The sequence below is a fragment of the Rhizobium indigoferae genome, from assembly GCF_034554815.1.
In the GTDB taxonomy this organism is placed as follows: domain Bacteria; phylum Pseudomonadota; class Alphaproteobacteria; order Rhizobiales; family Rhizobiaceae; genus Rhizobium; species Rhizobium leguminosarum.
The window spans coordinates 86,842-111,528 of the sequence record NZ_CP140635.1 but is presented as its reverse complement, the minus strand read 5'-3'; the positions used below and the strand labels follow the sequence as shown (position 1 = coordinate 111,528).

Here is a 24,687-nt window from a genome sequence, read left to right as displayed (position 1 = left end):
TCGTCCGTCGAAAACGGCCGGGGATCAAGCCCCGGCCGCTCTGCTTTCAACAATCAGGCCTCAGCCCCAGCACTTGTCCGTGCCTTCCTTGGTGTCGATCGACTTGACGCCGGAGACCGGCTTGTCGGTGACGAGCGACACGCCGGTGTCGTAGAAGGACTTGCCTTCGGTCGGCTTCGGCTTTTCACCGCTGTCGGCGAACTTCTTGATCGCTTCGACGCCAAGGGCTGCCATCATCAGCGGATATTGCTGCGAGGTGGCGCCGATGACGCCTTCCTTGACCGACTTCACGCCCGGGCAACCGCCGTCGACCGAGACGATCAGCACGTTCTTTTCCATGCCGACGGCCTTCAGCGCCTGATAGGCGCCGACAGCGGCCGGCTCATTGATCGTGTGGATGACGTTGATGCTCGGATCCTTCTGCAGAAGGTTTTCCATGGCCTTGCGGCCGCCTTCTTCATTGCCGTTGGTCACGTCATGACCGACGATACGAGCATCGTCCTCGTCGCCGATCTTGTTCGGGTCCTTCGGATCGATGCCGAAGCCCATCATGAAGCCCTGGTCGCGCAGAACGTCGACCGTCGGCTGCGACGGGGTCAGGTCGAGGAAGCCGACCTTGGCATCCTTGGCCTTGTCGCCCATCGTTTCCTTGGCCCACTGGCCGATCAGCTTGCCGGCGAGCAGGTTGTCGGTGGCGAAGGTGGCGTCGGCGGCATCGGCCGGCTCGAGCGGTGTGTCGAGAGCGATGACCAGCAGGCCGGCATCGCGCGCCTTCTTGACCGAAGACACGATGCCCTTGGTGTCGGAAGCAGCAATCAGGATGCCCTTTGCGCCGTCGGCAATGCAGCTTTCGATCGCGGCCACCTGGCTTTCGCTGTCACCGTCGACCTTGCCGGCATAGGACTTCAGCGAGACGCCGAGTTCCTTGGCCTTGGCGGTCGCACCTTCCTTCATCTTGACGAAGAAGGGGTTGGTGTCGGTCTTGGTGATCAGGCAGGCAGCAACGTCAGCCGCCATGACAGGAGCGGAAAAGGTGACACCAAGCGCGAGCGCGCCGAAAGCGAGAACAGATTTCTTCATGGAACTCCTCCCAGAGTTTGCCGGCGCCGCCCCTGCGGGGCCGGAATTTAAGATATAGCACTTCGCCGTGGATCGCTAACGCCTCCCAGCGGTCCCGTGCCCTTGACGACGGCAATTAAGAGCGAAAAGAAATCGGCTTGTCAATAAATAAATCCAATTGAATTATTAATTCGATGTGGCATGCTCAATCGAATTAGGGCATAGGCCAACAATCGGGAGGAGCGGCCATGTCGTCCTTGGAAGGACCGGAACACACACCGGTTCCGCCACCAATTCTGAATCCGGCCGGCGGTGCGAACCAGGTCAGGGTGCGCGCCTATAACGAACGGCTCGTGCTGTCGCTGGTGCGTCTCTACGGCGCGCTGTCGAAGGCCGATATTGCGCGCCGCAGCGGGCTGTCGGCGCAGACCGTCTCCGTCATCATGCGGGTGCTGGAGAAGGAAGGGCTGCTGTCGCGCGGGGAACCGGTGCGCGGCCGTGTCGGCCAGCCGTCGATCCCGATGCATATCAATCCCGATGCCGTCTATTCCTTCGGCTTGAAGATGGGCCGGCGCAGCGCCGATCTGGTGCTGATGGATTTCGTCGGCCGCATCCGCATGCAGCTGCACCGAACCTATGCCTATCCGCTGCCGGATGAAATCCTCGCCTTCGTCACCTCAGGCATCCGGGAACTGGAAGACCGGCTCGACGACAAGCAGCGCGGCCGCATCGCCGGCCTCGGCATCGCCGCCCCCTTCGAGCTCTGGAACTGGGCCGAAGAGGTGGGTGCGCCGCCAGGCGCCATGGAGGTCTGGCGCGACGTCGACCTGCAGGCCGACATCGCCGCGCGCGTCTCCCATCCGGTCTTCATGCAGAACGATGCGACCAGCGCCTGCGGCGCCGAGCTCGTCTTCGGCGTCGGACCGTCCTATCCGGATTTCGTCTATTTCTTCATCGGCTCCTTCATCGGCGGCGGCATCGTCCTGAATTCGGCGATCTTTTCCGGCCGCACCGGCACGGCAGGCGCGATCGGGCCGCTGCCTGTGCGCGGCAAGAACGGCGAGACGATGCAGTTGCTTGAAATCGCCTCGATTTTCGTGCTCGAGAACATGCTGCGCGAGCGGGGCATCGATCCCGAGCCGCTGTGGTATTCCGCCGACGGCTGGGTGGATTTCGGCGAGCCGATGGAAGCCTGGATCCAGGATAGCGCCAAGGCGCTGGCGCAGGCGATCGTTGCCGCCGCCTCGATCGTCGATTTCAGCGCGGCTGTCATCGACGGCGGCTTTCCCGATTGGGTGCGCAGCCGCGTCGTGCAAGCCACGATCGACGAAGCCGCCAAGCTCGACCTGCAGGGCGTCGTCATGCCCGAAATCATCGAGGGCGCGGTCGGCGCGCAGGCGCGCGCCATCGGCGGCGCCAGCCTGCCGATATTTGCGCGTTACCTCACCGACCAGAACGTACTCTTCAAGGAGGTAGACCATGCTGAAAGGACTTGATCCGCTGTTGAGCCCGGAGCTGCTTTTTACGCTTCGCGCCATGGGCCACGGCGACGAGATCGCCATCGTCGACGGCAATTATCCGGGCGTCGAACATGCCCGCCGGCTGATACGGCTCGACGGCCACCACCTCATCCCGGTCCTCAATGCCGTGCTCAGCGTGCTGCCGATCGACGATTTCGTGGCGGAGGCGATCTTCCGCTCGACCGTCAAGGCCGAGCGCGACAAGCTCGATCCGGTGCATGAGGAGATGATCGACTGCTGCGCCCGCCATGAGCCGCACCGGCAGGTGGTGCCGCTGATCGGCCAGGATTTCTACGGAAGGGTGAAGACCGCCCATGCGGTGATCCAGACCGGCGAGCCCAGGCTCTATGCCAACATCATCCTGCGCAAGGGCGTGATCTATCCGAAAGAGCCGGGCGTCCACGGAACCGCCGGGGTAGACCCGTTCGTCTACTAGCGGTCACCCGTCGATTTCGACCTCCGCTTCACAGTTTACGGGCGCATTTAAAGGGATGGCCATGCCGATGGACGAGCGGGCGTGGGCGCCAACGTTGGGCCCGTACAGCTCCAGTATCAGATCGGAATAGCCGTTTGTGACCAGCGGCGTCTCATCGAAACCCGGAGCAACATTCACCATGGCGAAGACGCGCAGCCAAGCCGTGACCCGATCAAGGTCTCCGACAGCACGTTTGAGACTGGCGAGATGGGCCAGGGCAACGAGCCGGGCCGACGCGTAACCCTGCTCTGGCAAGACCTCCGCTCCGACCTTGCCAAGCGGGGTTGCCAATGTCCCATCGCGGTTGCACGCGACGTGACCCGAAATGTAGGCGCGGTTGCCGCGCACCCGAACCCAGACGAAGGGCATTCGCAGCCCTTCGCGAACTTTCAAGGGCTCGGGCAATTCAAGACCCATTTCGGCCAGACGTTGTTCGATGATGGCCATGGTGCACCTCCCGGCATGATCAAGGTACGATGTTATCGAGCTCCGGCATCAGAACGACGCTCTCGTTGGCGGCGGGGTCATTGCGGGCACCGAGGAACTCGGCGTTTTCGGTGCTGCGATTGACGGCCACATGGGGAACGCCGGCCGGAATGAAGAGATAGTCGCCGGCGTGGACCAATTCGCACTGTTCGAGCTTCGTCCCCGACCAGATCTCGATCTCTTGGCCCGCGGTCATGAGAAGGGCGGTCTCGTGTCCCTCATGGCGATGGGCCTTGGTTCGTCTGCCTGCGGGTAGCGAAATCGTCCCGAGCCACAGCATGGTTGATCCGACGCTTTCCGCCGAGACACCTGAGCGATAGACAGACCCCTGCTCGGCGACATGGCTGCCGCTCCCGCGTACGACTTTCGCAGTTGATACCTGCGGATTTTTCGGTTGCGTTGCTTCGTTCTTCATCACTCTCACCACTTCAACCGCTGCACTGAAGCGGAATCTGCGCGCTCAGCCGGCGCAAGTCCTGAAGCGGGGCCGAAAAATTCCGAAAAACTGCGAAATCGGGTATCATTCCGGGCCATGAACACCAAGCACCTTGCCTTCGGCCACTTCGAGTTCATTGCCGAGAACGGATGCCTGTTTCGCGACAATAGGCCAGTCGCTATCGGCGCCCGAGGTGCTTCGCTGCTTGCCGTTCTGCTTTCGGCTCAGGGGGGTGTCGTCCCAAAGTCCGCCCTGATGGATGCCGTTTGGCCGGGATTGGCCGTCGAGGAAAGCAATCTTTCCGTTCAGATTGCTGCCCTTCGCAAGCTGCTCGGCCCTGCATCAGACGGCAGCGAATGGATCGTCACGGTTCCGCGCGTCGGGTACAGATTCTCCGGCCCGGTGGAGAGCCGGACCGACGCAGCCGATAGCGGATGGCATGCGCAGACCGGTTCGATCCCGGCGATTGCGGTACTGCCGTTCGAAAATCTCGGCGGCGATGGTGAAAGACAGTATCTGGCCGACGGCATCACCGACGACCTGATCATGGCGCTCGTCCGGTTCAGATGGTTCCGGGTCGCGTTACGTGGGGCAAGTTTCACAAGGAGGAATGGCTCGAGGGATCCGCAATCTATCGCGCGCGAACTTGGCGTCGATTTTCTCGTGGATGGAGCTGTTCGGTATATCGGCGATCGGATCCGAATATCGGTGCACCTCGCCGTCGCAGCGAAAGGCGCCACCGTCTGGTCCGAACATTACGATCTTCAGATGACCGAGGTATTTGCGGTGCAAGATGCCATCGCCGAGCGGATTGCAGCGGCGATCGAGCCCGAGCTGCTGTTGCGCCATGGGCTTCAGGTGGCTCCGCACACCGGCAACATCACTGCCTGGGATCTTGTCCGGCAAGGCACATTCCATTTCCACAAGGTCACGCAGTCCACCCACCTCATGGCACGGCGATTTTTCCGCGAGGCCACGGAGCTCGATCCCCTGCTGCCGGAGGCGCAGATCTGGCGGGCGCGGGTCAATGCGGGCCTCATTGCCTACGGCTGGAGTGATAACCCCGCGGCGGACGGGAAGGAAGGATTGGATGCGGCGCTGCGAGCGATCTATCTCGATGCGCGAAACCCGTATTCGCACTATGCGCTGGCGATTGTGTCGGCCTATACAGGCAGGGCTGACCAAGCGATCCTCGCAGCGGAACGATCCATCGAACTCGGTTCGAGTTTCGCCTTGGGCTATCTCGTCCTCGGCATGGCCCGTCTTTTTTCGGGAGATGCGGCCGGCGCGCGCAAGCCCCTGGCTCGCGGCCTCGAACTGAACCCCCATGATCCGCAGAATGGGGTTTGGTTCAGCCTCTTGATGCTTGCATTGTTCTTTTCGGGCGACGTGGAGCGCGCGCTCGAAACGGGACATACGGCGTTAAAGGCGCGGCCTGACTGGCCGGCGCTTCTGCGCATTCAGGCGTGCTGCCATACGGCCGTGGGACATCGTGAGCAGGCTCGCCGCATTGCTGCGGCGGCCAGCGACCTTCCCGAAGCCGCCGGCGATGCGCTTGGTCCTTTCAGAGATGGCAACAAGGAATGGGCCACCCGCCTGAACGAGCTGCTGGAAGAGGCGGAACGTTAAAACGACCGGTTAGGCATTCGGGCCGGCTGAAGGGCAGTCTTCGCCACTCGTTCGATGGATGTAATTGTGCGGCCGGTGCGTTGGTCCACCGCGCCGGCAAACCGCTCGGCTGCGAATGGCGCCTCACCACCAGGAGCCGACGTCGCGGGATCAGGCCGGTGAAGCGATGAGAAGACGGATCTCGCATGGCACCTGACATAAGCACGACCCCTCGTCGCAGCACCACCGGCCTGCGCAAGTTTCTGGATCCTGAGCAGCAGCGGGATTGGATAGAAGGCGAGGCAGACTTGATCGACGCCGAAGAGCGTCTGGAGTCCCTGGAACAGCGGTTCAAGTACGTCGCGCGGTTCCAGAAGCTGCTTCGTCGCCCGCAGGCGCAAGACGTTCTGGAAATTCTCGGGGTATACGGGCAGACCTGCATCCCCATCCCGCGCAAGACCGAGCGTCACTACTGGTCGGTTTCATGTCTGCCCTCGACTTCCGACAAGCCGCTCGTCCGCGTTAATGCGAGCTGGATGGAGTTTTTCACGCTCTACGCCGACGGTGAAGGTCTGCGTGCACGATTCCTGGTGCATCTTTCGCATTTCACCACCGACCATTCACCCGCGCAGGGCGACGTGGACGAGGCCTTTCTCGAGCACTGCGTCACGACGCCCGAAGACGTCGGTTACTTTTTTCCGCGCGGCGAGAACATTTTCGGCATCAATGTGCGGGGCTCGGCCTCGATCCGCAAATTCCTCGCGGAGCGCCGCATCTTGCGCGCCATTCGGACTTTCAATGTGACGCACATGAACCGGGGCCGGAACGCCTATCAGGCGAGCCACTGCTACAGCCTGGCGGATACGATGCTGGCAGGTTGATCGGCTCCGGGATGCGCGACCGATGGACAGGAACCGAATCCTCATCCGATTTACGGCAAAGATATCCATTGTGCGCAGCGAAACTCCCGTGCCTTCGTAAAGGCAACCCACCATTAACCTACCAAGCGCACGATCTTTGGGATTTGTCGGTGCTGCGCGGCTTCATCAGCCATTGCGATACCGGCCCTCTTAATTCCGCCCGAATGAATTGAGGCGGTCTTCGATCACGGCCTGGGACCGCCGATGCCGTGACGTTGCGCCATCCGTCGTCGGCATTCGCTGATACGAGCGTAGCAAACTGGCCATGACGGCTCTTCACACAACAGGAGCCTGTTCATATGCCTCGCATCCAACCAACCAGACCGCAGATGGAGATCGTTGCCTGGCTCGCGATCTTCCTGCTTCTCTTCTGCCTGTCTTGGCTCTTCCAATGGCATGAAGGGCTGGATGGATTCATCGAAAAGCATCATGACTATCCGCTGGACCACGCGCTCCTCGCCCTCAATATCTCCGGGTTTCTCGGGCTGATTTATTCCGCGCTGAGGATCCGGGATCTTTCGAGGGAGGTCAATCGCAGGCTGCAGGCCGAAAAGAACGTTGACTGGATCGCCTGTCACGACACGCTGACCGAACTGCCTAACCGCAGGTTTCTGGATTCCGTATGCGCACAGGCGATGACCGATCAAAGGGCACAAGAAACCTACGCCGTGTTCAGCATCGATCTCGACGGCTTCAAGAAGATCAATGATCTCCTCGGGCACGATCACGGGGATGCGGTGCTGAAGACTGTTGCCCAGCGGCTCTCTTCCCTCTTTCCCCGCGAGCACGTTTTCCGCCTTGGCGGAGACGAGTTCGTTGTTCTGGCGCGGCGCACTGGAAATCCCGATCTTGTCGCGTTGGGGAACCGCATAGTGACCGTGATCGGCAAGCCGTTCACATTCAATGGTGTCGCCGTCGACCTCGGCGCCAGTGTCGGCTTCGCGCTTTTTCCGGAGAACGGCGATGACCTCAGTCAAGTCATTCGACATTCCGACTGTGCGATGTATGTGGCGAAAAAGCAGGGGCGCAATCTGGTGAAGCCCTTCGTGGCTTCGATGCAGGACGAGTTGGCGAAACGGATTCGAGTGGAAGCGGATCTGAGAGCAGCCATCAAGAAGGCTGAGATCGTTCCCTACTATCAACCTCTCGTAGACCTGAAGACGAATAGGATTATCGGCTTCGAGGCGCTGGCGCGCTGGAAGACGGCCTCCGGCGAATTCATCCCACCGAACGAATTCATTCCTGTGGCAGAGGAAGCCGGTCTGATCGTCGAATTGACAGACCAACTGCTTCGCCACGCCTGCACCGATGCGCTTTCCTGGCCAAACGAGCTCGTCCTGTCATTCAACCTTTCTCCGATCCAACTGAGCGACCGACTGCTGGGCCTGCGAATTCTCAAGATATTGGGCGATGTCGGTCTGCCGGCGCACAGGGTCGAGCTTGAGGTGACGGAGAGCGCCATCATCCAGGACGCTGTCACGGCACGAATCGTCCTTGACGATCTGGTGAATGCGGGGGTCAAGATTGCTCTCGACGACTTTGGAACAGGATATTCCAGCCTCTCACAACTTTCCAATTACCGGTTCGACAAGATCAAGATCGACAGGAGTTTCGTCTCTTCATTCGAGACCAATGATAAGCAAGACAAGGTGATCAAGGCGATCATCGCTCTTGGTGTGGGACTTGGCGTGACGATAACCGCCGAGGGTATCGAAGAGGAGAGCCAACTTCAGCGGCTTCAGGACCTGGGTTGCGACATCGGCCAAGGGTATCTGCTTGGCAGGCCAGCGCCGGCCGAGAAGCTTGCCACAGGCCAGGTCAGCGCCAGAATTTTGCAACGCGGTTGATGGGGGCCGCGGTATGTCGGGTTCAGCATGGAGATGCTGGAGGCTGTCGTCGAACAAGCGCTGTCCACCTGGCCGACCGGCCATTCCACCGAAGCATCATCCTAAACCTTAAGCGATGGGTGCCCACGCGCATGGGATGACCGAGGCCGTCCAGGCGAGAATTTCGCCGAAAGTCACGGGAGGCCGTTGCGTTTGAATTCTTTATCAGTCATTCTAGAACAATCGATAAAGAATCGGAGTGACGATGGGCCGAACGCGGGAATTCGATGAGCAGGCGGTGCTGACGGGGGCGATGCACATCTTTCGCAAGCAGGGCTATCAAGCTGCATCAATCCGAGACCTCGAGGAGGCGACGGGGCTCAAGGGCGGAAGCATCTATCACGCCTTCGGCGACAAGGCCGGCCTCTTCGACACAGCGTTCGAACATTACCACCGAACCGTGCTGGGGGGACGGATCGAGCGGTTTGCGCCGCCAGGAAGCGGGCTTCAGGGGTTGCGCGAATTGTTCCTCTCGCTCCTGCATGAGCCCGACGATGGCTCCCTTGGCTGCCTGATCACCAATATGGCGGTGGAATTCGGCGGCGGCGTCAATCCGCATCCCCGTGTCGAAGCGGCGCTCGGCCTCCTTCGTACCACATTCCGCTCGAGGCTGACCGAAGTGCCGACCATCGCTCGAGACGCTGACGGAGCCAAAGCGAACAGGACAGCCACCCGCCTTCTGGCCTTCTATCAGGGACTCCTCGTGCTCATTCGCGGCGGTGATGACAAGGCCGGCCTGCGGCAGGCGATAGAAGATGAATTCAATCAACTGGAGACGATGTCATGACACCTGAGGCACTCTGGAATCGATATGCAGCCATCTGGTCGCTGGACGCTGACGCTCGCGAGCCGGAAATGCTGGCTTGCCTCGCTGACGAGGTGACCTATTGCGACCCGAATGGAGCGGTCGCGGGGCGCGCCGGTCTCTCGGCTTATATGGCCGGCTTCAAGGAGAGCATGCCGGGAGGCCGGTTCAAGATATTGAGCGTTCTCCACCATAATGACCGTTCTCTGGCGCGCTGGGCACTGCGCCACGAAGACGAGAGGGTCTTGCAGACCGGCACGAGTTTCGGGGTGATTTCCGATGGCCGGTTCGGCGCGATCACCGGCTTCTTCGATCTTCTGGCGGAGCAGCACCATGACTAGCGAGGCGACACGCGGGCTGGCGCTCGACTTTGCCAGCCAGATCGCCCCAGCCGGCTGCATCGATATCAGGCGCTTCTTCGGCGGATCCGCCCTGGTTCGAAACGGCGCGCAGTTCGGGTTCGTCATGAAGGGCACGCTGTATCTCCGCGTCGACGAAGCGATGCGCGCGGAGTTCGAGGCAGATGGCTCCGAACCGTTCAGCTACCGCGCCGCCGGCAGGGAGGTGACGGTTCGCCGCTACTACGCCGTTCCGGCACATGTGATCGACGATCCCGCGCTGCTGCACAGCTACGCGGAGCGCGCATTGCACGCGACCCCCACGCCCGGCCACAGGCTCTCCGACACGATGCTGGCCGTCACCTCGTTTGGCTAACGCATAAGTGAGAAAGAAGGGCCGACATCTGTCGGTCCCCCTGTCTTTTGAGGGCCGGAAGCAACACCTCCCGATTCAGGTGTTCAGGCCGCCATCCACTGTGAGAATGGTTCCGGTGATGTGCCTTGCAGCAGGGCTTGCGAGGAACGCCACAGCGGCCGCCACATCTTCCGGTTCGCCATAACGGCCAAGTGGGATGAGGGCACGCTGGAAGTCGGCGAAGTCGCCGTCGGCGGGATTCATATCGGTGTCGGTCGAACCCGGCTGGACCAGATTTACGGTGATATCGCGAGATCCGAGTTCCCGCGCGAGGCCGCGGGTAAACGAGTGGAGCGCGGATTTTGTCATGAAATAGACCGTACCGGTATCACCGACGATGCGTTCGGCGCCGACCGAGCCGATCGTGATGACGCGGCCTCCCGCCTGCAGATAGGGAATCGCGGCCTGCGAAGCGAGCAAGGGCGACCGCACATTGACGTCCAGCAGCGCATCGATCTGCTCGACGCTGACGTCGGCGATCGCACCGTAAAGCGCGATTGCGGCATTGTTGACGAGAATGTCGAGACCGCCAAGTGCCCGGGCCGCTTCGTCGACCGAGCGCTTCACGGCTGCCGGATCGGCGCTGTCGGCCTGGATGGCAAGCGCTTTGCGGCCCTTGCGCTCGATCGCCCGGACGATTTCGGCCGCGCGATCGGCCGAACGCTCATAGGTGATGGCGACATCAGCGCCTTTGTCGGCAAGCGCCAATGCGATGGCGGCACCGATGCCACGCGAGCCGCCTGTTACCAGGGCACGCTTTCCAGCCAGTTCTGTCATGATCTTCTCTTTCTGTAGTGATCGACACATAAATAGCTAGGCACGTTGCGATGGGGTGTCAATGGGTTTATATAATGATCGATGCAGAAATCGGATGAGATCTCGGAAGTCGATAAAACCCCTGCCCGCAGTCGCGGGCGGCCGCGGGCGTTCAATCGGGAAACAGCCTTGGCGCGGGCAACCCGCCTGTTCTGGATCAAGGGCTTCGAGGCGACCTCGATCGCCGATCTCACCGAGGCGATGGGGATCGGATCGCCGAGTCTCTACGCGGCATTCGGCTCAAAGGAGGCCCTCTATGCCGAGGCGTTGCGCCACTATTGCGACAACAACGAGGCGCTCGTCTGGACAGGCTTCCTCTCCGCGGGCACGGCCCGTGAAGCGGTGACGTCGCTTCTGATGGATTCGGCCGCTGCCCTGACCGGCTGTGTTGTGGATATTCCCCGCGGCTGCATGGTGGCGCTCTCTTCGGTCGGCAGCGAGGGCCATGTGGAACTCGGCGAACTCGTGCGAGCCGCCCGCGCCGTCACGCTCGACCGCCTGAAGCAGCGCCTGAACCAGGCGATATCAGCAGGCGAAATTCCGGTCTCGACCGACGTCCACGCGCTTGCCCGCTTCGTGCAGACCGTTCAGAATGGCATGTCGATCCTGGCCCGCGACGGAGCGACCCGTGGCGAACTGGAGGCCGTGGCCAAGCTGGCCATGCTGGGTTGGGACACTCGAACCGGGGATGCTGAGCGCAGGCAGACTTACGCCGATCATGCCTAACCTTTAGGCAGTCGGTCGCGGAAGCTCCGTAGGATCTTTGGAGCGTACCGCTGCCCCTCATCCGGCTGCCGCCACCTTCTCCCCGCCTGCGGGGAGAAGGGTGTATGCCGCTCCCTTTCCGTTCCCCATTGGCCTCTTGCATGGCACGTCCCCTCTCCCCGTTTTTACGGGGAGAGGGTTAGGGTGAGGGGCGGCCATTGAAGCAAACCGGTCAGGAAACCGCTTCACACTTCCGGCAACATGCTCCTCGCAGTCAAATCTCCCCAGCAGACGGTCCCCAGACGTCCGTCAGCGCAAAACCACCCGGATGCGGGTCGAACGGATCGAGAGCCACCTGGGTCAGGCCGAAGGTGAAGCCGCGGCCGGTGATGGTGGGGATGACGGCGGGGCGGCCGGCCACCTCGGTTACTGCCTGGAGGCCGACCTCGAATTCCGAGCCGATGATCGATTTCGAGGTGAAGACGTCGCCGACCTTGGCCTTGCCGCGCGCATAAAGGGTGGCGAGATTGGCGGAGTTGCCGGTGCCGCAGGGCGAGCGGTCGGCGCGGCCCGGCCACATGGTGGTGCAGGTCCGCACCGTGCCGTCGGCTTCGGCATCGCGGAACATGACATAGGCGACGCCTGAGATCGCCGGGATCTCGGGATGGACGACCTTGATGTCGCGGTTGATCAGTTCCTTGAGGATCATGCCGGCCTGGACGAGGCCGGCGGCATTGGCCTTCTCGATCGTCAGACCGATCTGGCCGACATCGACCAGCGCATAGAAGATGCCGCCGTAGCTGATGTCGGCCTTGATCTTTCCCCAATGCGGCGTGTCGATACCGACATCGAGCTCATGCACGAAGGATGGCACCATGGTCAGCCTGACCTTCTCGCAGCGCCCGTCGCGGCAGGTCGCCGTCGCCTTGACCAGGCCGGCGGCGGTTTCGAGGGTGACGATCGTCTCCGGCTCTTTCATCTCGACGATGCCGGATTCGAGCAAGGCGGTGGTGACGCAGATCGAGTTCGAGCCGGAGCTCGCATGCGCCTGGTCGGGTTGCAGGATGATGAAGGCGGCGTCGGCCTCCGGATGCCGTGCCGGCAGCAGCAGGTTGACCGAGCCGATGGGCGCGCCGCGCGGTTCCAGGCAAAGGAAGCGGCGGAGCTCGTCACCCTTCGGATCGGTGTTCAGCCAATGCAGCTGGGCGGCAATGGTATCGCCCGGGATCTTCGGCACGCCGCCGATCGCGACGCGGCCGATCTCACCTTCGGCGTGGACATCCAGCAACTGGATCGTGCGCTTCCATCTCATATCGAAAACTCCAGATCAGACGTGACGGGTGACGCCGCCATCGACGCGAATATTCTGGCCGGTGATATACCCGGCGCCATCGGAGAGCAGGAAGGCCGCGGTCTTGGCGATCTCCTCCACATGGCCGATGCGCTTCATCGGGACCTTCTCGGCGGTCTCGGGCTTGTGGTTCAGACTGTCGATATAGCCCGGCAGTATGCAGTTCATGCGGATATTGTCGGCCGCATAACGATCGGAATAGAGCTTCGTGAAGGCGCCGGCAGCGGCACGATAGGTGCAGGAAACCGGGAAGACCAGCGACGGCTCGTAGGCCGCGAAGGTGGTGATGTTGACGAAGGCGCCCTTGCCCTGTTTCAGCATGACCGGCGTCACCAGGCGGGCCATGCGCACCAGCGACAGGATCATCATGTCGGAACCGAGCGTCCAGTTCTCGTCTGAAATATCGAGCAGGTCGCCCTTCGGCGGGTGACCGCTCAGGTTGACGACGGCGTCGATGCGGCCATAGGTCTTCATCGTCAGGTCGAAGATCGCCTTGAGATCCTCGGTCTTTTCGGCAACGCCGCGCGAGGCGACGCCGCCGAGTTCGGCAGCCAGCTTCTCACAGCTTTCCGACGGCGACATCAGCGCCAACTGATAGCCCTGGGAGGAGAGCTCGCGGGCGATCGCCTCGCCCATGCCGCGGCCGCCGCCGGTGATCAGCGCTACGGGTTTGCTGGTATCGGACATCGGGGCCTCCTAATAGCGGTCTATGCGGAACGGGGTCACATCGAGGGATGGTTTGAGCCCGGTCACCATATCGGCGATCACGAGCGCTGTCGTTGCCGAAAATGTCAGGCCGAGATGGCCGTGGCCGGTCGCATAAAAGACGCCGGGCATTTTCGACGACGGCGAAATGATCGGGATCGTATCGGGCAGCGCCGGACGATGACCCATCCATTCCGTCGTCTCCTCGACCTTCAGGCCGGGCAGCGCGCGCTGGGCATGGCGCACCAGCACCCGCGGACGGCGGAAATCCGGCGCGGCATCGAGACCGGCGAGCTCGACATTGCCGCCGACACGGATGCCGCCCGCCGTCGGCGTCACCATGAAGGCGCGATGCGGCCAGATCACCGAATAACGCATGGAGATGCCGGGCTTCATGATCTGCGTGTGATAGCCGCGCTCGGTTTCGAGCGGGATCGGCTCGCCGAGCTTTTCGGCAAGGAAACGGGTGTGGACGCCGGCGGCAAGCACGACCGAACCCGCCTCGATCCGCCTGCCATCCTCGAGGAGAACGACGGCCGTGCCATCGCCCCTGCGCTCGATATTCCGCACAGTGCCGGAGACGAAGGTCGTGCCCGCAGCCTTGGCGGCGTCGGCGAGTTTCACCACCAGTTGATAAGGGTCGCGGATCGACTTGTTGTCGGGAAGCAGCACGGCTTTGGCAATCGCCGGTGACAGGGTGGGTTCGTAATATTGGATGGCGCCGTTGCTCAAAACCTCGAATTCGAGGCCGTAGCGCTGCATCATGGCGAGATGGCCGCGATCGGCGGCAAATTCCGCCTCGGTCTCGTAGATCGCCAGGCAACCTTCCTCGGTCATCAATTCGGGTGCGCCGATCGCCTGGAGCATCTGCCTGAAATCGCCGAGCGCGCGGTTGGACAGGCTCATGCCGGCATCCTCGATCGCTCTCAGCCGCGAGGGCCGGCCGGCTGCGAGGAAGCGCAGGAACCAGGGCAGCATCCTGGCGGCATAGCAGGGCCGCAGCCAGACCGGGCCTTCCGGATCGAGCAGCCAGCCGGGGATCTTCTTCCAGGTCGAAGGGCCGGAGCCGGCGGCAAAATCGAGCGCGATGCTCGCCATATTGCCGAAAGAGGTGCCGCGTCCCGGCTCGCCCTTGTCGATCAGCGCCACCTCAAGGCCGCGCCGCTGCAGTTCGAAAGCGATCGAGGCGCCGATCACGCCCGCGCCGACGACCGCGACCCTCTTCTTCATCTCATCCGCCATGCCATCAACCCATCGCACGGCAGACAGAATTGCCGTCGTGAGTCTGATATATCACATCAAGATGCGATGCCTAGAGAATTTCCGTTTTCTCCGAATTACGGGAAATTCCCTATCTCTTGTTTTTCGCAATTCCGAAACGCAAAACCGCTGTGCACTTTTGCCGGAATTGCTCTGTGGAATTTTTACTGGCTTTCCGGCAGGCCGGCGCCGACGCTGTCGCCGACCGAACCGACGGTGTTGTTCATCGACTGGCCGAGACGCTTCAGCTGGGCATCGTAGTTGCGCCGGGTGCGCGGATCGAAGATCGCAATCGGCGTGCTGACGGCGACGCTGACGGCACTTCCTGCAGTCTGAGCAGCGCCCATTGCCACGGCACCGACGGCCTCGCCGAGCCCGACATTGGAATCAGTGATCGTCTGGCCGGCAATCAGCCGGTCGCCGATCAGCTTCACCACCTCGGGGCTTTCGGCGAATTTGCCGTGGTTCAGCCGGTCGCCGCCCTTGAGCTTGGTGAGATCGAGCACGGTGATGCCGGCCGCCTCGAGCTTGCTGCGATAGGGTTCGACGGATGGATCGATCTGGCCGAGCCGGTCGACATTGCCGGAGATGCGCCGCGACAGCGCCAGAGCCCGGTCGTCCTGCGAGACGAAGATGGTGAAGTGCGGCCTTTCCTTGCCGAGGCTCGCGAACTGGCGGCCGAAGACGTCGACATCGAGGTCCGGCGAGGCAAGGATGACATTGTTGATCTTCGAGGCGACATGACCATTGCGGATCGCCATCTGCCGCAGCGCTTCGACGGTGAGCCAGGTGCCCATCGAATGGGCCATGATGGTGACGTCGCTGACGGCGGGATTGGCGGCGGTACGGGTGAGCAGCTCCTCCAGCGCGTCGCGGGAATAGTTGGTGCTTTCCTTGTCGTAATTATAATCGAAGATGCTGCCGCGCGAGGGCCAGGTGAAGACGACGGGTGCGACGTCGGCATGCGAATCATGGACGATCTGCGCGAAGCGGTAGACGGCATCCTCATAACGATTGTTGAAGCCGTGGACGAAGACCAGCACGCGGCGGCTCTTCGGCATATGGGTCTTCAGCCAGGTCTCGCCGGCCCGCTCGCCTTCCAGCGGATCGACGGAAATGGTGACGAAATCGCGCAACGGATCGGCCGGCAGGCGGCTTGGCCATTGCACCTGGCCGACCTTGCGATTGGCTTCCGGCGGAATGGAGACGTCGACGGCATTGACGGCGAGCCCAGTGCCGCGTTCGCCGGAGAAAAGCACGGCGGGATTGTCGTCGGCAGCGCGCGTCGTGGCGACGAGAAGATCGACCTTGGAGGTGCCCGGAGCGACGGTGCCGGCCGCCTGCATGACACCGACCGGCCTGCCGCCGCAGCCGGCGAGCACCATCGTTGCAACCAGAAGACCTGTCAGGGCCGCGCGCGGGGCGCGCCTTTTGCCGATCATGACCAAACTCCAATCGGTTCACGCCCCGGACAGGCGGCGCCCGTTCAAATAGTCCGACGAGGCTTGCCGAGTCAAACCGCGTGGGCTGGACGCCTTTTGTTTTGCGCAATCTCCCGTGAAAACCACTGCGCGGTTTTGAGAAATTATGTAGCAAATGTCACCAAGGTCGTTGTGGCCTAGATGGCAGCCGGAAATGTCCAATGGAGTGGCGGAATGGATGTATTGGGATGGCTTAGGTCGATCGCCGGCGTTCTTGAGCGGCGGGACGAAGCGAAAACTCCGAAAGTGGACGGCGCGCCAACTGATCCGGAGATACAATCAGGTCTTCATACACTGCAACAGATGCTCAGGCCTGCCGTCTTTGGCGAAATCGGCGGTGAGAAACCTCAAAAGGACAATCGGGCCGCAAGCTGGTGGGGAGGAAACTTTCTCGGCGCAGAAGACGAGGTAGTACCGGTCTGCGAACGGTCGGGGCGACCAATGCATCCCCTGATTCAAATCCGGATGGATGAACTTCCGGTGATCCCGCCCGCCTTGTCGACGTTGGCTCTCTTGAACATATGGATGGACTTGGAGGACATCCCGCTGAATGATGCCGAGAACGGCAAAGGTTTTACCATTCGAACCTATCCCACCATTGCGGACTTGGTGCCTATCGGTCCGGGTTACCGGGAAAGCGTCAGCCTTCCAACTTTTCCGATCATCTGGCGCGCAAGTGCGCTCGAGCAGCCAAGCTGGGACGATCTAGCCTTCAAAATCCCAACCAGCGTCGCGCGACCCAGTAGTGCGGAATGGTTCTTTGAAAGCCAGTATGTAACAGAAACCAGCAAGCACCGCGGGACATGCCCTGTGAAGCTCGGGGGTTGGCCGACCTGGATTCAAGGGGAAAACTGGCCCGAGAGTGCAGAGTTCTGCCTTCAAATCGACAGCACTGACAAGGGGCGATTCTATGTCGGGGATGCGGGGTCAATCTATCTTTTTCGAACGCCGGAGAGCTGGGCTATAAGGTCAGACTTTTACTGACGGCCTCACTGCACCAATCGGCTGATAGAGTTGGAAGCGGAAAAGAAAAAAGCCCGACGCGGGAGGAGGTGCGCCGGGCTCTTGATCCTGACTGACAACTGGGAGGAGGAGTGTTGTCAGTCCGATGTAAGAGCGCTGGGAGGAGGAGTGCGCTGCTTACGAAGATAGTGATACCCAATTCTTTCGAGTCGGAATAGCGAAAATACCGCAATGCAGCAATGCGCTGGACGCAATGCTTGCCCTCAAAATAACAGGTCCCCGCCTCATTTTGCAGCATGTTTGACCGAATGGTCAAATTTATGCCGAAAATTGCGGCCTCGCGGATCGCCGATGGCTTGCCCCTCATCCGCCTGCCGGCACCAACCGGGTTCTCGACCCGGTAAGGTTAGGGTGAGGGGCAGCTGTCAGTGCCCGTCAAGCAGCCTTGAAGAGCTTCCGGCCTTCGGCGTCGAGGGCCGAGAATTCCTCGTTTGAGAGGGTGATGTCGACGGCTGCGACGTTTTCCTCGAGATGCTTGACCTTGGAGGTGCCGGGGATCGGCAGCATGACCGGGCTGCGCTTCAGCACCCAGGCGAGCGCGATCTGGCTTGGCGCGGCATTGTGCTTTTTGGCGATCGTATCGAGCAGCGAGCCCGGCTTGGCGAGGTCGCCGGCAGCCAGCGGGTACCAGGGGATGAAGCCGATATTATGCTTGGCGCAGTAATCGAGCACGTCCTCGCTGGTGCGATCGACGAGATTATAGCGGTTCTGGACGGTCGCGACCTTGAAGTACTTCGAGGCGGCTTCAATGTCGGCAACGGACACTTCGCTCAGACCCGCATGGCGGATGAGGCCGCTATCGAGCAGCGATTTGATCGCATCGAACTGTTCCTTGGCCGGCACCTTCTGATCGATCCTATGAAGCTGCCAGAGATCGATCTGCTCGAGCCCAAGATTGCGCAGGCTCTTATGCGCCTGCTGGATCAGATATTCCGGACGACCGACGGGCAGCCAGATATCGGGACCGTGGCGGGTGAGGCCGCCCTTGGTGGCGATGATCGACTTGCCGCCATAGGGATGCAGCGCTTCCTTGATCAGCCATTCGGAGACATCGGGGCCGTAGGAATCGGCCGTATCGATGAAGTTGACGCCGAGTTCCGGCAGGCGCTTCAGCGTGCGGATGGATTCGGCATGATCGGCCGGTTCGCCCCAGATGCCCTTGCCGGTGACGCGCATGGCGCCGAAACCGAGACGGTTGACCTCGATCTCGCCGCCGATCTTGAAGGTGCCTGACTTCGCTGCGTTGTAGTTGGCTGCGGTGTAACTGGACATGGTCTTTCCTCTCTTGGTCAATAGATCATTGAAAGTCGGTGGAATGGTCGGAGATGCCTGGGCTTTTGGAGACGTCTTCGGACGCGAATGCCCGCCCTGATCGAAAGTGATGCTGGCATGGTGATGACCCGCCCATCGAGATGATAAATGAGAATGTGGTCGCTGCGACGCTTGCAGATATAGGATGGCACCGCGGGGATAACAGTGACGGCGATGAAAACATTACCGGCCACTGGTGCGCGGGCGTGCACGCTGATCCTCAGGCGACGTACGTCAAAGCCTGGTCTTCGCCTGGTCGCCGAACTCCGCCAGCATCTTCCAGAGGTCGGCGAAGATCTCCCGGGCGAAATCCTGCGGCGAGGCGCCCGGCGGGCGTTGCTGCCAGAGTTCGCCACCGACGCGCAGCGCACCGATGACGATCGCCGCAAGGAGGCGCATGCGCGACCGCTGCTCTGGATCATTTCCTCTGCGCAGCAGCAGCGCCTCGGCGAGCTTCTGTTCGAGCTTGGCGTATTTCAGCTGGTCGCGGGCTTTCAGCGCCGGCGTGCAATGGATGAGTTCGCCAAGCGCCAGGCCGCGCTCGTCGACGGAGGCGATGACGGTTGCGGTGATTGCCGCCTCGACCGCCTCGACGGAAGATTCATCTGCAGGCCTTGCGGCGATTGCCGCCATCAGCCGATCGGCAAAGCTATCCTGCCAGGCGAAAACCACCTCTTCCTTGGAGGGGAAATAATCGAAGAAACTACGCTTGGAGACATCGGCCGCTTCGGTGATGTCCTCGATGGTCGTGGCGTCGAAGCCGCGCTGGAGAAAGAGGGTCATCGCAGCGTTTTCGATGCGCTCGCGCGTCTGCCGGCGCTTGCGTTCCCGCCTGCCTTCCGTGGTCTCCGTCCGCTTGTTCTCAGCCATTCCGGCCCGGCATCATCGTTCAGCCGCCGGTTTCGTTGGAAAAGGCGGCGACGTCGTCGATTTCGGTCTCGCTCTGGCGATAACTGATGCGCTCGCGCGACAATTCCAGCGGCTTGCGGCGCGAAATCCGGTAGACGGAGGCTGGCGGCAGGTTGCGTACCGTGCCGCCGATGCGCACCGCCTTCAGGCCGAGACGGTCGAGGATCGGCCGCGGCACCGGGCAGCGCGGGCCATAGGTAAATTGATAAACCGCCCCGCCCGGCCGCATATAGGCGAAGGCGCCAGCCATGATCGAGGCGATCTTGCGCGGCGACATGGACAAAAGCGGCAGGCCGCTGACAACTGCGCCGACCGGGTCGCCTTCGAAAATATCGGCATGGGCGAGATGGGCGGCATCCATCTGCAACACGCGCGCCGTCGGGAACCGCGCCTGCAGCGAATTGATGAACTCCGGGCCATACTCGATCAGGGTCAGATCCGCCTCGCTGACGCCGCGCGCCAACAGCGCGCGGGTGAAGACGCCGGTTCCCGGGCCGAGTTCGATGATCGGACCGTCGAGTGCGGCAATTTCACTGGTCATGATCCTGGCAAGCGAATCCCCCGACGGCGCGATGGCCGCGACCCGAAGCGGGTTGCTGATCCAGGAGCGGAAAAAATGCAGGAAATCGGAGCATGCGGCTTTTGCAGTCATGACTATCCCACCTGTCTGAAATTCGATTGAGTTGAAATGCGACCATCGCGGCGAGCATGGCAATTCCAAGGCAGACGCGTCAATCGCTCTTGGACTGCGGCTTTTCGCAACACCCACTGTCACCAGTTTGCACGATTCTGTACTTATTGCATTTTTGCATTCGACGCAACATTTGTGCCGCAAATGCGAGAGGAATGACTGCCATCGTTGCAGCCACCGATCATCCCGTCGCCTGTCGGTCGCCGAGATCGAACGGATTTCAGGCTGGTCATCGCACTTTGCCCGTCAGGATCGCGCTCGCCATGATGTCGATCAGATGATCCGCGCGTGGGGCGAGCGAAGGCTGGTCGCCGATCCATGCCAATGCTCCGACCATTGCAAACAGATCCGTCCCGTCCATGTCGGATCGCGCCACGCCTTCGGCCTGGGCGCGGACAAGCAGGCGCGTTCCGGCTGCTTTCATGGTGACGCAGGCGGCATGAAGCGCGGAGCCTTCGTCGGCGATCGCGGCGACCATCGCGGCAATGGCACCACTATAATGATGCGCCATAGCGACGACCTCCCGCAGCCAGGTCACCAGAGCGGCATCGGGCTCGTTCGACGTTTCGAGCGCGTGCGCCCTTTCCTTCAGCGCGTCGAAGCCGTTGCGGAGAAGCGCCTCCAGCAGCGCCTCCCGCGTCGGAAAGTGGCGGTACAGCGTCCCATCCCCCACCCCCGCTTTGCGGGCAATGTCGCGCAGCGAGGCATCGGCACCTCCTCCCGTCAGCAGTTCGCGGGCAACGGCGAGGATGTGATCGTAGTTCTTTTTCGCGTCGGCTCTCATCATACCTCTTGACAAGCGGGGCAGCGCTCCGCTTAAACGGGGCGGCGCTCCGGATAAACCGGGGCAGCGCTCCGAATTCAATAGCACATCTGTCCTGATGGAGAAAAGCGATGTCGGGTGAAACAATGAAAGCGATCCGGATTCATGCCTTTGGCGGCCCCGAGGTGCTGCGCTACGAGGACGCGCCGAAGCCTGAGCCGAAGCCGGGAGAGGTCCTTGTTCGCGTGCACGCTATCGGCATCAATCCTCCCGACTGGTACCTGCGCGATGGCTATAAGGCGCTTCCGCCGGAATGGCGGCCGCAAGTGCCGTTCCCGATCATTCTGGGCACGGATGTCTCAGGTGTCGTCGAAGCGGTCACCGACAATGTCGGAGGTTTCTCCGTCGGCGACGAGGTCTACTCCATGGTTCGATTTTTCAGTGTCGGGGAAAGCGGGGCCTATGCCGAGTATGTCAGCGTGCCGGCGTCGGATCTTGCCCTCAAGCCTGCCGGCATCGATCACGTGCATGCCGCCGGCGCGCCGATGTCGCTGCTCACCGCGTGGCAGTTCATGATCGAACTGGGGCACAACGAGCCCAATCCGCTTCAGCCGCATAGGCATCAGCCCGTGCCGCTCAAGGGCAAGACCGTGCTCGTCAACGGGGCGGCCGGCGGCGTCGGGCATTTCGCGGTGCAGATCGCTAAACTGAAAGGTGCTGCTGTCATCGCCGTGGCATCGGGCAAACATGAGCCCCTCTTGCGCGAACTCGGCGCCGACGCATTCATCGATTACACCAGAACGCCACCCGAGGATGTCGCGCATGACATTGATCTTGTCATCGACGCGCTTGGCGGGCCGACATCAGGTCGCTTCCTGCGCACGCTGAAGCGCGGCGGCGCATTGTTCCCCGTGTACCCCTTGGGCTTTTCCGGTGCCGAGGATGCCGAGAAGCGGGGCGTCACGGTCTCGGCAACCCAGGTCCGGTCGAGCGGAGCCCAGCTGACGGACGTCGGCCATTTGCTCGATGACGGGACGATCCGCGTCGTCATAGACAGCGCCTACCCGCTCGCCGAGGCTCGCAATGCGCACGAACGCGCCGCCAAAGGCCACATCCAAGGCAAGATCGTGCTCACGGTGATGCCATTGAAGAAGGGGCGTAACAAGCATGCTTATCCTCATGGGCTACATCCACCTTGATCCGTCCGACCTTCATGATTTCGTCACCGACGTTGAGGCGATCAGCCTCGGCACGAGAACTGAAGAGGGATGCCTCTTTTACGGCATTGTCCTGGAGGACGGGCCGACCGGACGCCTTCTGGTCGCTCAGCGCTGGCAGGATCGGGAATCATTGACGGCCCATCTTGAGAGAGGCGAGACCTTGGCGTTTCTGGAGACCTGGAGGGACAGGATGAAAGTCGATCTGCAAGCCTATGACGTTCTGGAAGAACGGCCGCTCGCGATGGCGAACGGCCGAGCGTCTCGTCAGTAATTGCAGCTGGAGCTGCTCGTCGGGTTGAAGCCGAGCTTGCAATCCATGTTGAGCGGTTTCTTCGGGTTCATCATATAATGTGTCGAGCCCGTGGTTTCCGAGGCGCGCTCGCCGATCGAACCGGTCGTGCGCCTGTCGTGCTGCACCGTGGTTTCTTGCTGGGCAACCGGACGCGTGGCTGCACCCTGCTCCGTCGCGCTCGACTGGAGGGGAGCCGCCGTGGCCGAGAAGGCCGAGAGGCCGAGGATTGCGCCGAAGGCAGCGGCCATCAGGCCGTTCTTGAAAGTCGTGGTCATGATCGTCTCCTTGGGAGGATTCGTGGAATATACGCCCCGGAGTTAGGAAGGCGATCTGACACATACTACGGTGCCAAAGCGGAGGTCACGGATATGTGAGCGGCGGCCCAATCGAGAAAAAGGCGGCTCATCGCCGCCTCTTTCATTTGCCGGCTCAATAGCCGTTATCGCAAGGCATGCTGCCGGGGCCGATCGATCCAGAAAACGTAGGGTTGCACATTTCCGGAGCTGCCGGCCTGTTTACAGGCGGGCGGACGATGGAGCCCGTGGTGCCGGCCTCGACGCCGAAAGCGGCAAGTGGATACCAGTAGCCATCGGAATAGCGCCGGGTGCCGGGGCGCTCGGTGCGGAAGCCCTGATAGCCATGCCAGGACCCGGCATGTGGTTTATATTGCACCATTTTCACGTCCGAGACAGTTGGCGGGGAAACCGTCTGGACGGGTGCGGCTCGCGCGGGGACAATCGACGCGAGGGCGAGAAGGGCGCCGAGTGCGGCGGTGGAAGGGGTGAGCCTGAGCATCTTCATGATAAACCCTCCTTACTGGATTTATCTCGAGTGAATGCCTTTCCCGGGTGCGGAGTTCCGCGGCTCACATGCAATTCGAAAACTCGTGATTGCAGGCGATCCGACGTGACTAAATCGCCGAAAAACGTGAAAAGTCGCGATCAGGAAGACGGCTCAAACGGCGCTGGTGAGGAAAGCTGAATTCTCTGTTCTCAATTCGCGTATAATGTGCGGTAGCCCTGGCCGGAGAGGCAGGCGACATATTGCCGATGGGCGGCGGCGCGCGCCGTCGTTTCGGCCTCCAGCTCATCAGCCCCGGTATATCCGGTCAGTTGGGCGCGCAGCTGATACTGCTTCCTCGCCTCGTCATACATGGCGTTGCCGTCGGTCATGCAAAGGCCGTGCGCAACAGCAGGCGGATTGACCGGGACGCCGACCGCCAGGAGTACGGGATCATTGGCATGGTCGATGCAGCCGGCAAGGCCCGTCATCATCGCCAGGGCAGCCATAGCCCGAATAATTCCCACCGTCATGCATTGCTCCGGCTGAAGCGCCTCAAAGATCATCAGACCTGCGGATACATCAGGAAGGTTGCGCGAAACTAGGCTGACGAGTTGCCTGCCAATTCCGACCAGACGGCGCCACTCAACTGGATATGTTTAAAATACTGCTAAAATATTATATTAATGATTACTTATAGTCGTAAACGCTAATCTTTCGGGAGGGAAAGATTATGGCTTCGCCGTGGGTAAACGACGCGCTGTCGCACGCACAATCAGCGTTTTCCGGCAAGACCGACACAAATATCCTCGAGGTTGGAGGCGGCTCTCGCACGCATATCCCACTGAAAGGCGCGCGATATACGGTCCTCGACATCTCGAAGGAGCAGCTCGAGAGGAACAAGGACGCCGCTGAGCGGATCCTCGGCGATGCTCAAACCATCGACTATGGAGATCGTCACTTCGACGCCTGCGTCTTCTGGGACGTTCTCGAGCATTTGGAAAGCCCGCGCTCTGCCTTGTTGAGAGCCCATGACACCCTGTCTCCCGGTGGTCTGGTGTTCGTCAAGGGTCCGATCCTGAACTCAGCCAAGGGGATCTTCACCGATCTGACACCCTGGTGGACCCACGTCTTGTTCTATCGCTACGTTCTCAGGCAGAAAAACGCCGGAAAGCCGGGCTATGCCCCCTTTCGCGTCGAGCACGCCGCAGCGGCATCCCATTCGGAGATTGCGGGGACATTGAAGGAACTCGGCATGGATGTGGTCTTCGTCGGCGAATATGTGTCGACGCAGGTGCACGCGCTCAAGGACCGAATTCCCCCGCTTTATTGGCTCTATGAAGCTTTCGGTCTTCTGCTTCGCACGACTTCGGCTGGGAAGATCGGGGGGCGGGAGACGGAGTTCCTGATCGTGGCAAAGTGCCTTCGTTAG

General features: G+C 61.4%; 28 protein-coding genes and 1 pseudogene. 14 read left to right on the top strand and 15 right to left on the bottom strand.

The features are described 5' to 3' along the window. Positions 1–60: 60 nt before the first annotated feature. Positions 61–1,080 (bottom strand): sugar ABC transporter substrate-binding protein, encoded by a 1,020-nt coding sequence (locus tag U5G49_RS00595; protein ID WP_003556143.1) that lies wholly within the window; start codon positions 1,078–1,080, stop codon positions 61–63. Positions 1,081–1,307: 227 nt separating this feature from the next. Between U5G49_RS00595 and U5G49_RS00590 the strand changes: the two genes are divergently transcribed. Next, positions 1,308–2,555 carry an ROK family transcriptional regulator gene (locus U5G49_RS00590; RefSeq protein ID WP_018447702.1) on the top strand — a complete coding sequence of 416 codons (1,248 nt, stop codon included), beginning with the start codon at positions 1,308–1,310 and terminating at the stop codon, positions 2,553–2,555. Then, positions 2,539–3,015, top strand: a complete 477-nt coding sequence (locus U5G49_RS00585) for an RbsD/FucU family protein (protein WP_018244586.1) — start codon at positions 2,539–2,541, stop codon at positions 3,013–3,015. Before U5G49_RS00590 ends, U5G49_RS00585 begins: the two co-directional genes overlap by 17 nt. A 3-nt stretch (positions 3,016–3,018) precedes the next feature. Here U5G49_RS00585 and U5G49_RS00580 read toward each other — a convergent pair whose 3' ends face one another. Continuing rightward, positions 3,019–3,501 carry a RidA family protein gene (locus tag U5G49_RS00580; RefSeq protein WP_018244585.1) on the bottom strand — a complete coding sequence of 161 codons (483 nt, stop codon included), beginning with the start codon at positions 3,499–3,501 and terminating at the stop codon, positions 3,019–3,021. A gap of 19 nt (positions 3,502–3,520) precedes the next feature. Then, positions 3,521–3,955: a cupin domain-containing protein gene (locus tag U5G49_RS00575; protein WP_193446314.1), complete on the bottom strand. Its 435-nt coding sequence runs from the start codon at positions 3,953–3,955 to the stop codon at positions 3,521–3,523. A 117-nt stretch (positions 3,956–4,072) separates the two neighbouring features. Between U5G49_RS00575 and U5G49_RS00570 the strand changes: the two genes are divergently transcribed. The 7 genes and pseudogenes from U5G49_RS00570 to U5G49_RS00545 all read left to right on the top strand — a co-directional run bounded on the left by U5G49_RS00570 (position 4,073) and on the right by U5G49_RS00545 (position 9,909). Then, positions 4,073–5,605 (top strand): winged helix-turn-helix domain-containing protein, encoded by a 1,533-nt coding sequence (locus U5G49_RS00570; protein WP_193446315.1) that lies wholly within the window; start codon positions 4,073–4,075, stop codon positions 5,603–5,605. A 185-nt stretch (positions 5,606–5,790) separates the two neighbouring features. After that, positions 5,791–6,465 carry a hypothetical protein gene (locus tag U5G49_RS00565; RefSeq protein ID WP_193446316.1) on the top strand — a complete coding sequence of 225 codons (675 nt, stop codon included), beginning with the start codon at positions 5,791–5,793 and terminating at the stop codon, positions 6,463–6,465. 338 nt (positions 6,466–6,803) lie between these two features. Next, positions 6,804–7,484: pseudogene (locus U5G49_RS37300) on the top strand (diguanylate cyclase domain-containing protein); the annotation flags it as partial. Between the two features lie 21 nt (positions 7,485–7,505). Then, positions 7,506–8,351: a putative bifunctional diguanylate cyclase/phosphodiesterase gene (locus tag U5G49_RS37295; RefSeq protein ID WP_246289433.1), complete on the top strand. Its 846-nt coding sequence runs from the start codon at positions 7,506–7,508 to the stop codon at positions 8,349–8,351. Positions 8,352–8,595: 244 nt separating this feature from the next. Continuing rightward, positions 8,596–9,177, top strand: coding sequence for a TetR/AcrR family transcriptional regulator (locus tag U5G49_RS00555; RefSeq protein WP_193446318.1), 582 nt, complete (start codon positions 8,596–8,598; stop codon positions 9,175–9,177). Beyond that, positions 9,174–9,536, top strand: a complete 363-nt coding sequence (locus U5G49_RS00550; protein ID WP_193446319.1) for a nuclear transport factor 2 family protein — start codon at positions 9,174–9,176, stop codon at positions 9,534–9,536. Before U5G49_RS00555 ends, U5G49_RS00550 begins: the two co-directional genes overlap by 4 nt. Then, a complete protein-coding gene (locus U5G49_RS00545; protein WP_193446320.1) occupies positions 9,529–9,909 on the top strand; it encodes a TfoX/Sxy family protein in 381 nt (126 codons plus the stop codon). Before U5G49_RS00550 ends, U5G49_RS00545 begins: the two co-directional genes overlap by 8 nt. Positions 9,910–9,984: 75 nt before the next feature. On the opposite strand, the gene U5G49_RS00540 is transcribed toward U5G49_RS00545, so the two are convergent. Further along, the gene (locus U5G49_RS00540) at positions 9,985–10,725 is read right to left on the bottom strand and encodes an SDR family NAD(P)-dependent oxidoreductase (RefSeq protein ID WP_193446321.1); all 741 of its coding nucleotides are present in this window, start codon (positions 10,723–10,725) and stop codon (positions 9,985–9,987) included. A gap of 81 nt (positions 10,726–10,806) precedes the next feature. Here U5G49_RS00540 and U5G49_RS00535 point away from each other — a divergent pair, with 81 nt between their 5' ends. Then, the gene (locus tag U5G49_RS00535; protein ID WP_193446322.1) at positions 10,807–11,490 is read left to right on the top strand and encodes a TetR/AcrR family transcriptional regulator; all 684 of its coding nucleotides are present in this window, start codon (positions 10,807–10,809) and stop codon (positions 11,488–11,490) included. Positions 11,491–11,743: 253 nt separating this feature from the next. On the opposite strand, the gene U5G49_RS00530 is transcribed toward U5G49_RS00535, so the two are convergent. The 4 genes from U5G49_RS00530 to U5G49_RS00515 form a co-directional block, all read right to left on the bottom strand. Next, positions 11,744–12,781 (bottom strand): 4-hydroxyproline epimerase, encoded by a 1,038-nt coding sequence (locus tag U5G49_RS00530; protein ID WP_193446323.1) that lies wholly within the window; start codon positions 12,779–12,781, stop codon positions 11,744–11,746. A 15-nt stretch (positions 12,782–12,796) separates the two neighbouring features. Then, complete coding sequence (locus U5G49_RS00525; RefSeq protein WP_193446324.1) at positions 12,797–13,507, bottom strand: SDR family oxidoreductase; 711 nt, start codon at positions 13,505–13,507, stop codon at positions 12,797–12,799. Between the two features lie 9 nt (positions 13,508–13,516). Beyond that, positions 13,517–14,767 (bottom strand): NAD(P)/FAD-dependent oxidoreductase, encoded by a 1,251-nt coding sequence (locus U5G49_RS00520; RefSeq protein WP_193446325.1) that lies wholly within the window; start codon positions 14,765–14,767, stop codon positions 13,517–13,519. Positions 14,768–14,949: 182 nt separating this feature from the next. Next, complete coding sequence (locus U5G49_RS00515; protein WP_193446326.1) at positions 14,950–16,227, bottom strand: alpha/beta hydrolase; 1,278 nt, start codon at positions 16,225–16,227, stop codon at positions 14,950–14,952. Between the two features lie 213 nt (positions 16,228–16,440). On the opposite strand from U5G49_RS00515, the gene U5G49_RS00510 reads away from it, so the two are divergent. Continuing rightward, a complete protein-coding gene (locus tag U5G49_RS00510) occupies positions 16,441–17,250 on the top strand; it encodes a DUF1963 domain-containing protein (RefSeq protein WP_193446327.1) in 810 nt (269 codons plus the stop codon). A gap of 414 nt (positions 17,251–17,664) precedes the next feature. On the opposite strand, the gene U5G49_RS00505 is transcribed toward U5G49_RS00510, so the two are convergent. The 4 genes from U5G49_RS00505 to U5G49_RS00490 all read right to left on the bottom strand — a co-directional run bounded on the left by U5G49_RS00505 (position 17,665) and on the right by U5G49_RS00490 (position 20,987). Next, positions 17,665–18,561, bottom strand: a complete 897-nt coding sequence (locus tag U5G49_RS00505; RefSeq protein ID WP_028731619.1) for an aldo/keto reductase — start codon at positions 18,559–18,561, stop codon at positions 17,665–17,667. A 273-nt stretch (positions 18,562–18,834) separates the two neighbouring features. After that, positions 18,835–19,470, bottom strand: a complete 636-nt coding sequence (locus U5G49_RS00500) for a TetR family transcriptional regulator (protein ID WP_193446328.1) — start codon at positions 19,468–19,470, stop codon at positions 18,835–18,837. Positions 19,471–19,489: 19 nt separating this feature from the next. After that, complete coding sequence (locus U5G49_RS00495; RefSeq protein ID WP_113542691.1) at positions 19,490–20,161, bottom strand: class I SAM-dependent methyltransferase; 672 nt, start codon at positions 20,159–20,161, stop codon at positions 19,490–19,492. A gap of 268 nt (positions 20,162–20,429) precedes the next feature. Next, positions 20,430–20,987, bottom strand: coding sequence for a TetR/AcrR family transcriptional regulator (locus U5G49_RS00490; RefSeq protein ID WP_210262408.1), 558 nt, complete (start codon positions 20,985–20,987; stop codon positions 20,430–20,432). Between the two features lie 107 nt (positions 20,988–21,094). Between U5G49_RS00490 and U5G49_RS00485 the strand changes: the two genes are divergently transcribed. Together U5G49_RS00485 and U5G49_RS00480 are read left to right on the top strand one after the other, a co-directional pair. Beyond that, positions 21,095–22,162 (top strand): NADP-dependent oxidoreductase, encoded by a 1,068-nt coding sequence (locus U5G49_RS00485; protein WP_193446329.1) that lies wholly within the window; start codon positions 21,095–21,097, stop codon positions 22,160–22,162. After that, positions 22,131–22,454, top strand: coding sequence for a putative quinol monooxygenase (locus U5G49_RS00480; protein WP_193446330.1), 324 nt, complete (start codon positions 22,131–22,133; stop codon positions 22,452–22,454). The genes U5G49_RS00485 and U5G49_RS00480 overlap by 32 nt, the downstream gene beginning before the upstream one ends. On the opposite strand, the gene U5G49_RS00475 is transcribed toward U5G49_RS00480, so the two are convergent. From U5G49_RS00475 to U5G49_RS00465, 3 genes are all read right to left on the bottom strand, one after another. After that, complete coding sequence (locus U5G49_RS00475; RefSeq protein ID WP_028731624.1) at positions 22,448–22,750, bottom strand: hypothetical protein; 303 nt, start codon at positions 22,748–22,750, stop codon at positions 22,448–22,450. The genes U5G49_RS00480 and U5G49_RS00475 overlap by 7 nt on opposite strands. Positions 22,751–22,904: 154 nt before the next feature. Next, complete coding sequence (locus U5G49_RS00470; protein WP_193446331.1) at positions 22,905–23,276, bottom strand: cell surface protein; 372 nt, start codon at positions 23,274–23,276, stop codon at positions 22,905–22,907. 191 nt (positions 23,277–23,467) lie between these two features. Further along, a complete protein-coding gene (locus U5G49_RS00465; protein ID WP_193446332.1) occupies positions 23,468–23,788 on the bottom strand; it encodes a hypothetical protein in 321 nt (106 codons plus the stop codon). Between the two features lie 200 nt (positions 23,789–23,988). Between U5G49_RS00465 and U5G49_RS00460 the strand changes: the two genes are divergently transcribed. Then, positions 23,989–24,687, top strand: coding sequence for a class I SAM-dependent methyltransferase (locus tag U5G49_RS00460; protein ID WP_193446333.1), 699 nt, complete (start codon positions 23,989–23,991; stop codon positions 24,685–24,687).

Excerpts from the sequence above, each read along its gene's own strand:
- U5G49_RS00480 (WP_193446330.1), top strand. The coding sequence starts at position 22,131 with ATGCTTATCCTCATGGGCTACATCCACCTTGATCCGTCCGACCTTCAT.
- U5G49_RS37295 (WP_246289433.1), top strand. The coding sequence starts at position 7,506 with ATGTATGTGGCGAAAAAGCAGGGGCGCAATCTGGTGAAGCCCTTCGTG.
- U5G49_RS00590 (WP_018447702.1), top strand. The coding sequence starts at position 1,308 with ATGTCGTCCTTGGAAGGACCGGAACACACACCGGTTCCGCCACCAATT.
- U5G49_RS00550 (WP_193446319.1), top strand. The coding sequence starts at position 9,174 with ATGACACCTGAGGCACTCTGGAATCGATATGCAGCCATCTGGTCGCTG.
- U5G49_RS00465 (WP_193446332.1), bottom strand. The coding sequence starts at position 23,788 with ATGACGGTGGGAATTATTCGGGCTATGGCTGCCCTGGCGATGATGACG.
- U5G49_RS00580 (WP_018244585.1), bottom strand. The coding sequence starts at position 3,501 with ATGGCCATCATCGAACAACGTCTGGCCGAAATGGGTCTTGAATTGCCC.
- U5G49_RS00515 (WP_193446326.1), bottom strand. The coding sequence starts at position 16,227 with ATGATCGGCAAAAGGCGCGCCCCGCGCGCGGCCCTGACAGGTCTTCTG.
- U5G49_RS00575 (WP_193446314.1), bottom strand. The coding sequence starts at position 3,955 with ATGAAGAACGAAGCAACGCAACCGAAAAATCCGCAGGTATCAACTGCG.
- U5G49_RS00585 (WP_018244586.1), top strand. The coding sequence starts at position 2,539 with ATGCTGAAAGGACTTGATCCGCTGTTGAGCCCGGAGCTGCTTTTTACG.
- U5G49_RS00570 (WP_193446315.1), top strand. The coding sequence starts at position 4,073 with ATGAACACCAAGCACCTTGCCTTCGGCCACTTCGAGTTCATTGCCGAG.
- U5G49_RS00475 (WP_028731624.1), bottom strand. The coding sequence starts at position 22,750 with ATGACCACGACTTTCAAGAACGGCCTGATGGCCGCTGCCTTCGGCGCA.
- U5G49_RS00510 (WP_193446327.1), top strand. The coding sequence starts at position 16,441 with ATGGATGTATTGGGATGGCTTAGGTCGATCGCCGGCGTTCTTGAGCGG.
- U5G49_RS00595 (WP_003556143.1), bottom strand. The coding sequence starts at position 1,080 with ATGAAGAAATCTGTTCTCGCTTTCGGCGCGCTCGCGCTTGGTGTCACC.
- U5G49_RS00485 (WP_193446329.1), top strand. The coding sequence starts at position 21,095 with ATGTCGGGTGAAACAATGAAAGCGATCCGGATTCATGCCTTTGGCGGC.
- U5G49_RS00545 (WP_193446320.1), top strand. The coding sequence starts at position 9,529 with ATGACTAGCGAGGCGACACGCGGGCTGGCGCTCGACTTTGCCAGCCAG.
- U5G49_RS00460 (WP_193446333.1), top strand. The coding sequence starts at position 23,989 with ATGGCTTCGCCGTGGGTAAACGACGCGCTGTCGCACGCACAATCAGCG.
- U5G49_RS00505 (WP_028731619.1), bottom strand. The coding sequence starts at position 18,561 with ATGTCCAGTTACACCGCAGCCAACTACAACGCAGCGAAGTCAGGCACC.
- U5G49_RS00495 (WP_113542691.1), bottom strand. The coding sequence starts at position 20,161 with ATGACTGCAAAAGCCGCATGCTCCGATTTCCTGCATTTTTTCCGCTCC.
- U5G49_RS00565 (WP_193446316.1), top strand. The coding sequence starts at position 5,791 with ATGGCACCTGACATAAGCACGACCCCTCGTCGCAGCACCACCGGCCTG.
- U5G49_RS00470 (WP_193446331.1), bottom strand. The coding sequence starts at position 23,276 with ATGAAGATGCTCAGGCTCACCCCTTCCACCGCCGCACTCGGCGCCCTT.
- U5G49_RS00525 (WP_193446324.1), bottom strand. The coding sequence starts at position 13,507 with ATGTCCGATACCAGCAAACCCGTAGCGCTGATCACCGGCGGCGGCCGC.
- U5G49_RS00535 (WP_193446322.1), top strand. The coding sequence starts at position 10,807 with ATGCAGAAATCGGATGAGATCTCGGAAGTCGATAAAACCCCTGCCCGC.
- U5G49_RS00500 (WP_193446328.1), bottom strand. The coding sequence starts at position 19,470 with ATGGCTGAGAACAAGCGGACGGAGACCACGGAAGGCAGGCGGGAACGC.
- U5G49_RS00530 (WP_193446323.1), bottom strand. The coding sequence starts at position 12,781 with ATGAGATGGAAGCGCACGATCCAGTTGCTGGATGTCCACGCCGAAGGT.
- U5G49_RS00490 (WP_210262408.1), bottom strand. The coding sequence starts at position 20,987 with ATGATGAGAGCCGACGCGAAAAAGAACTACGATCACATCCTCGCCGTT.
- U5G49_RS00540 (WP_193446321.1), bottom strand. The coding sequence starts at position 10,725 with ATGACAGAACTGGCTGGAAAGCGTGCCCTGGTAACAGGCGGCTCGCGT.
- U5G49_RS00555 (WP_193446318.1), top strand. The coding sequence starts at position 8,596 with ATGGGCCGAACGCGGGAATTCGATGAGCAGGCGGTGCTGACGGGGGCG.
- U5G49_RS00520 (WP_193446325.1), bottom strand. The coding sequence starts at position 14,767 with ATGGCGGATGAGATGAAGAAGAGGGTCGCGGTCGTCGGCGCGGGCGTG.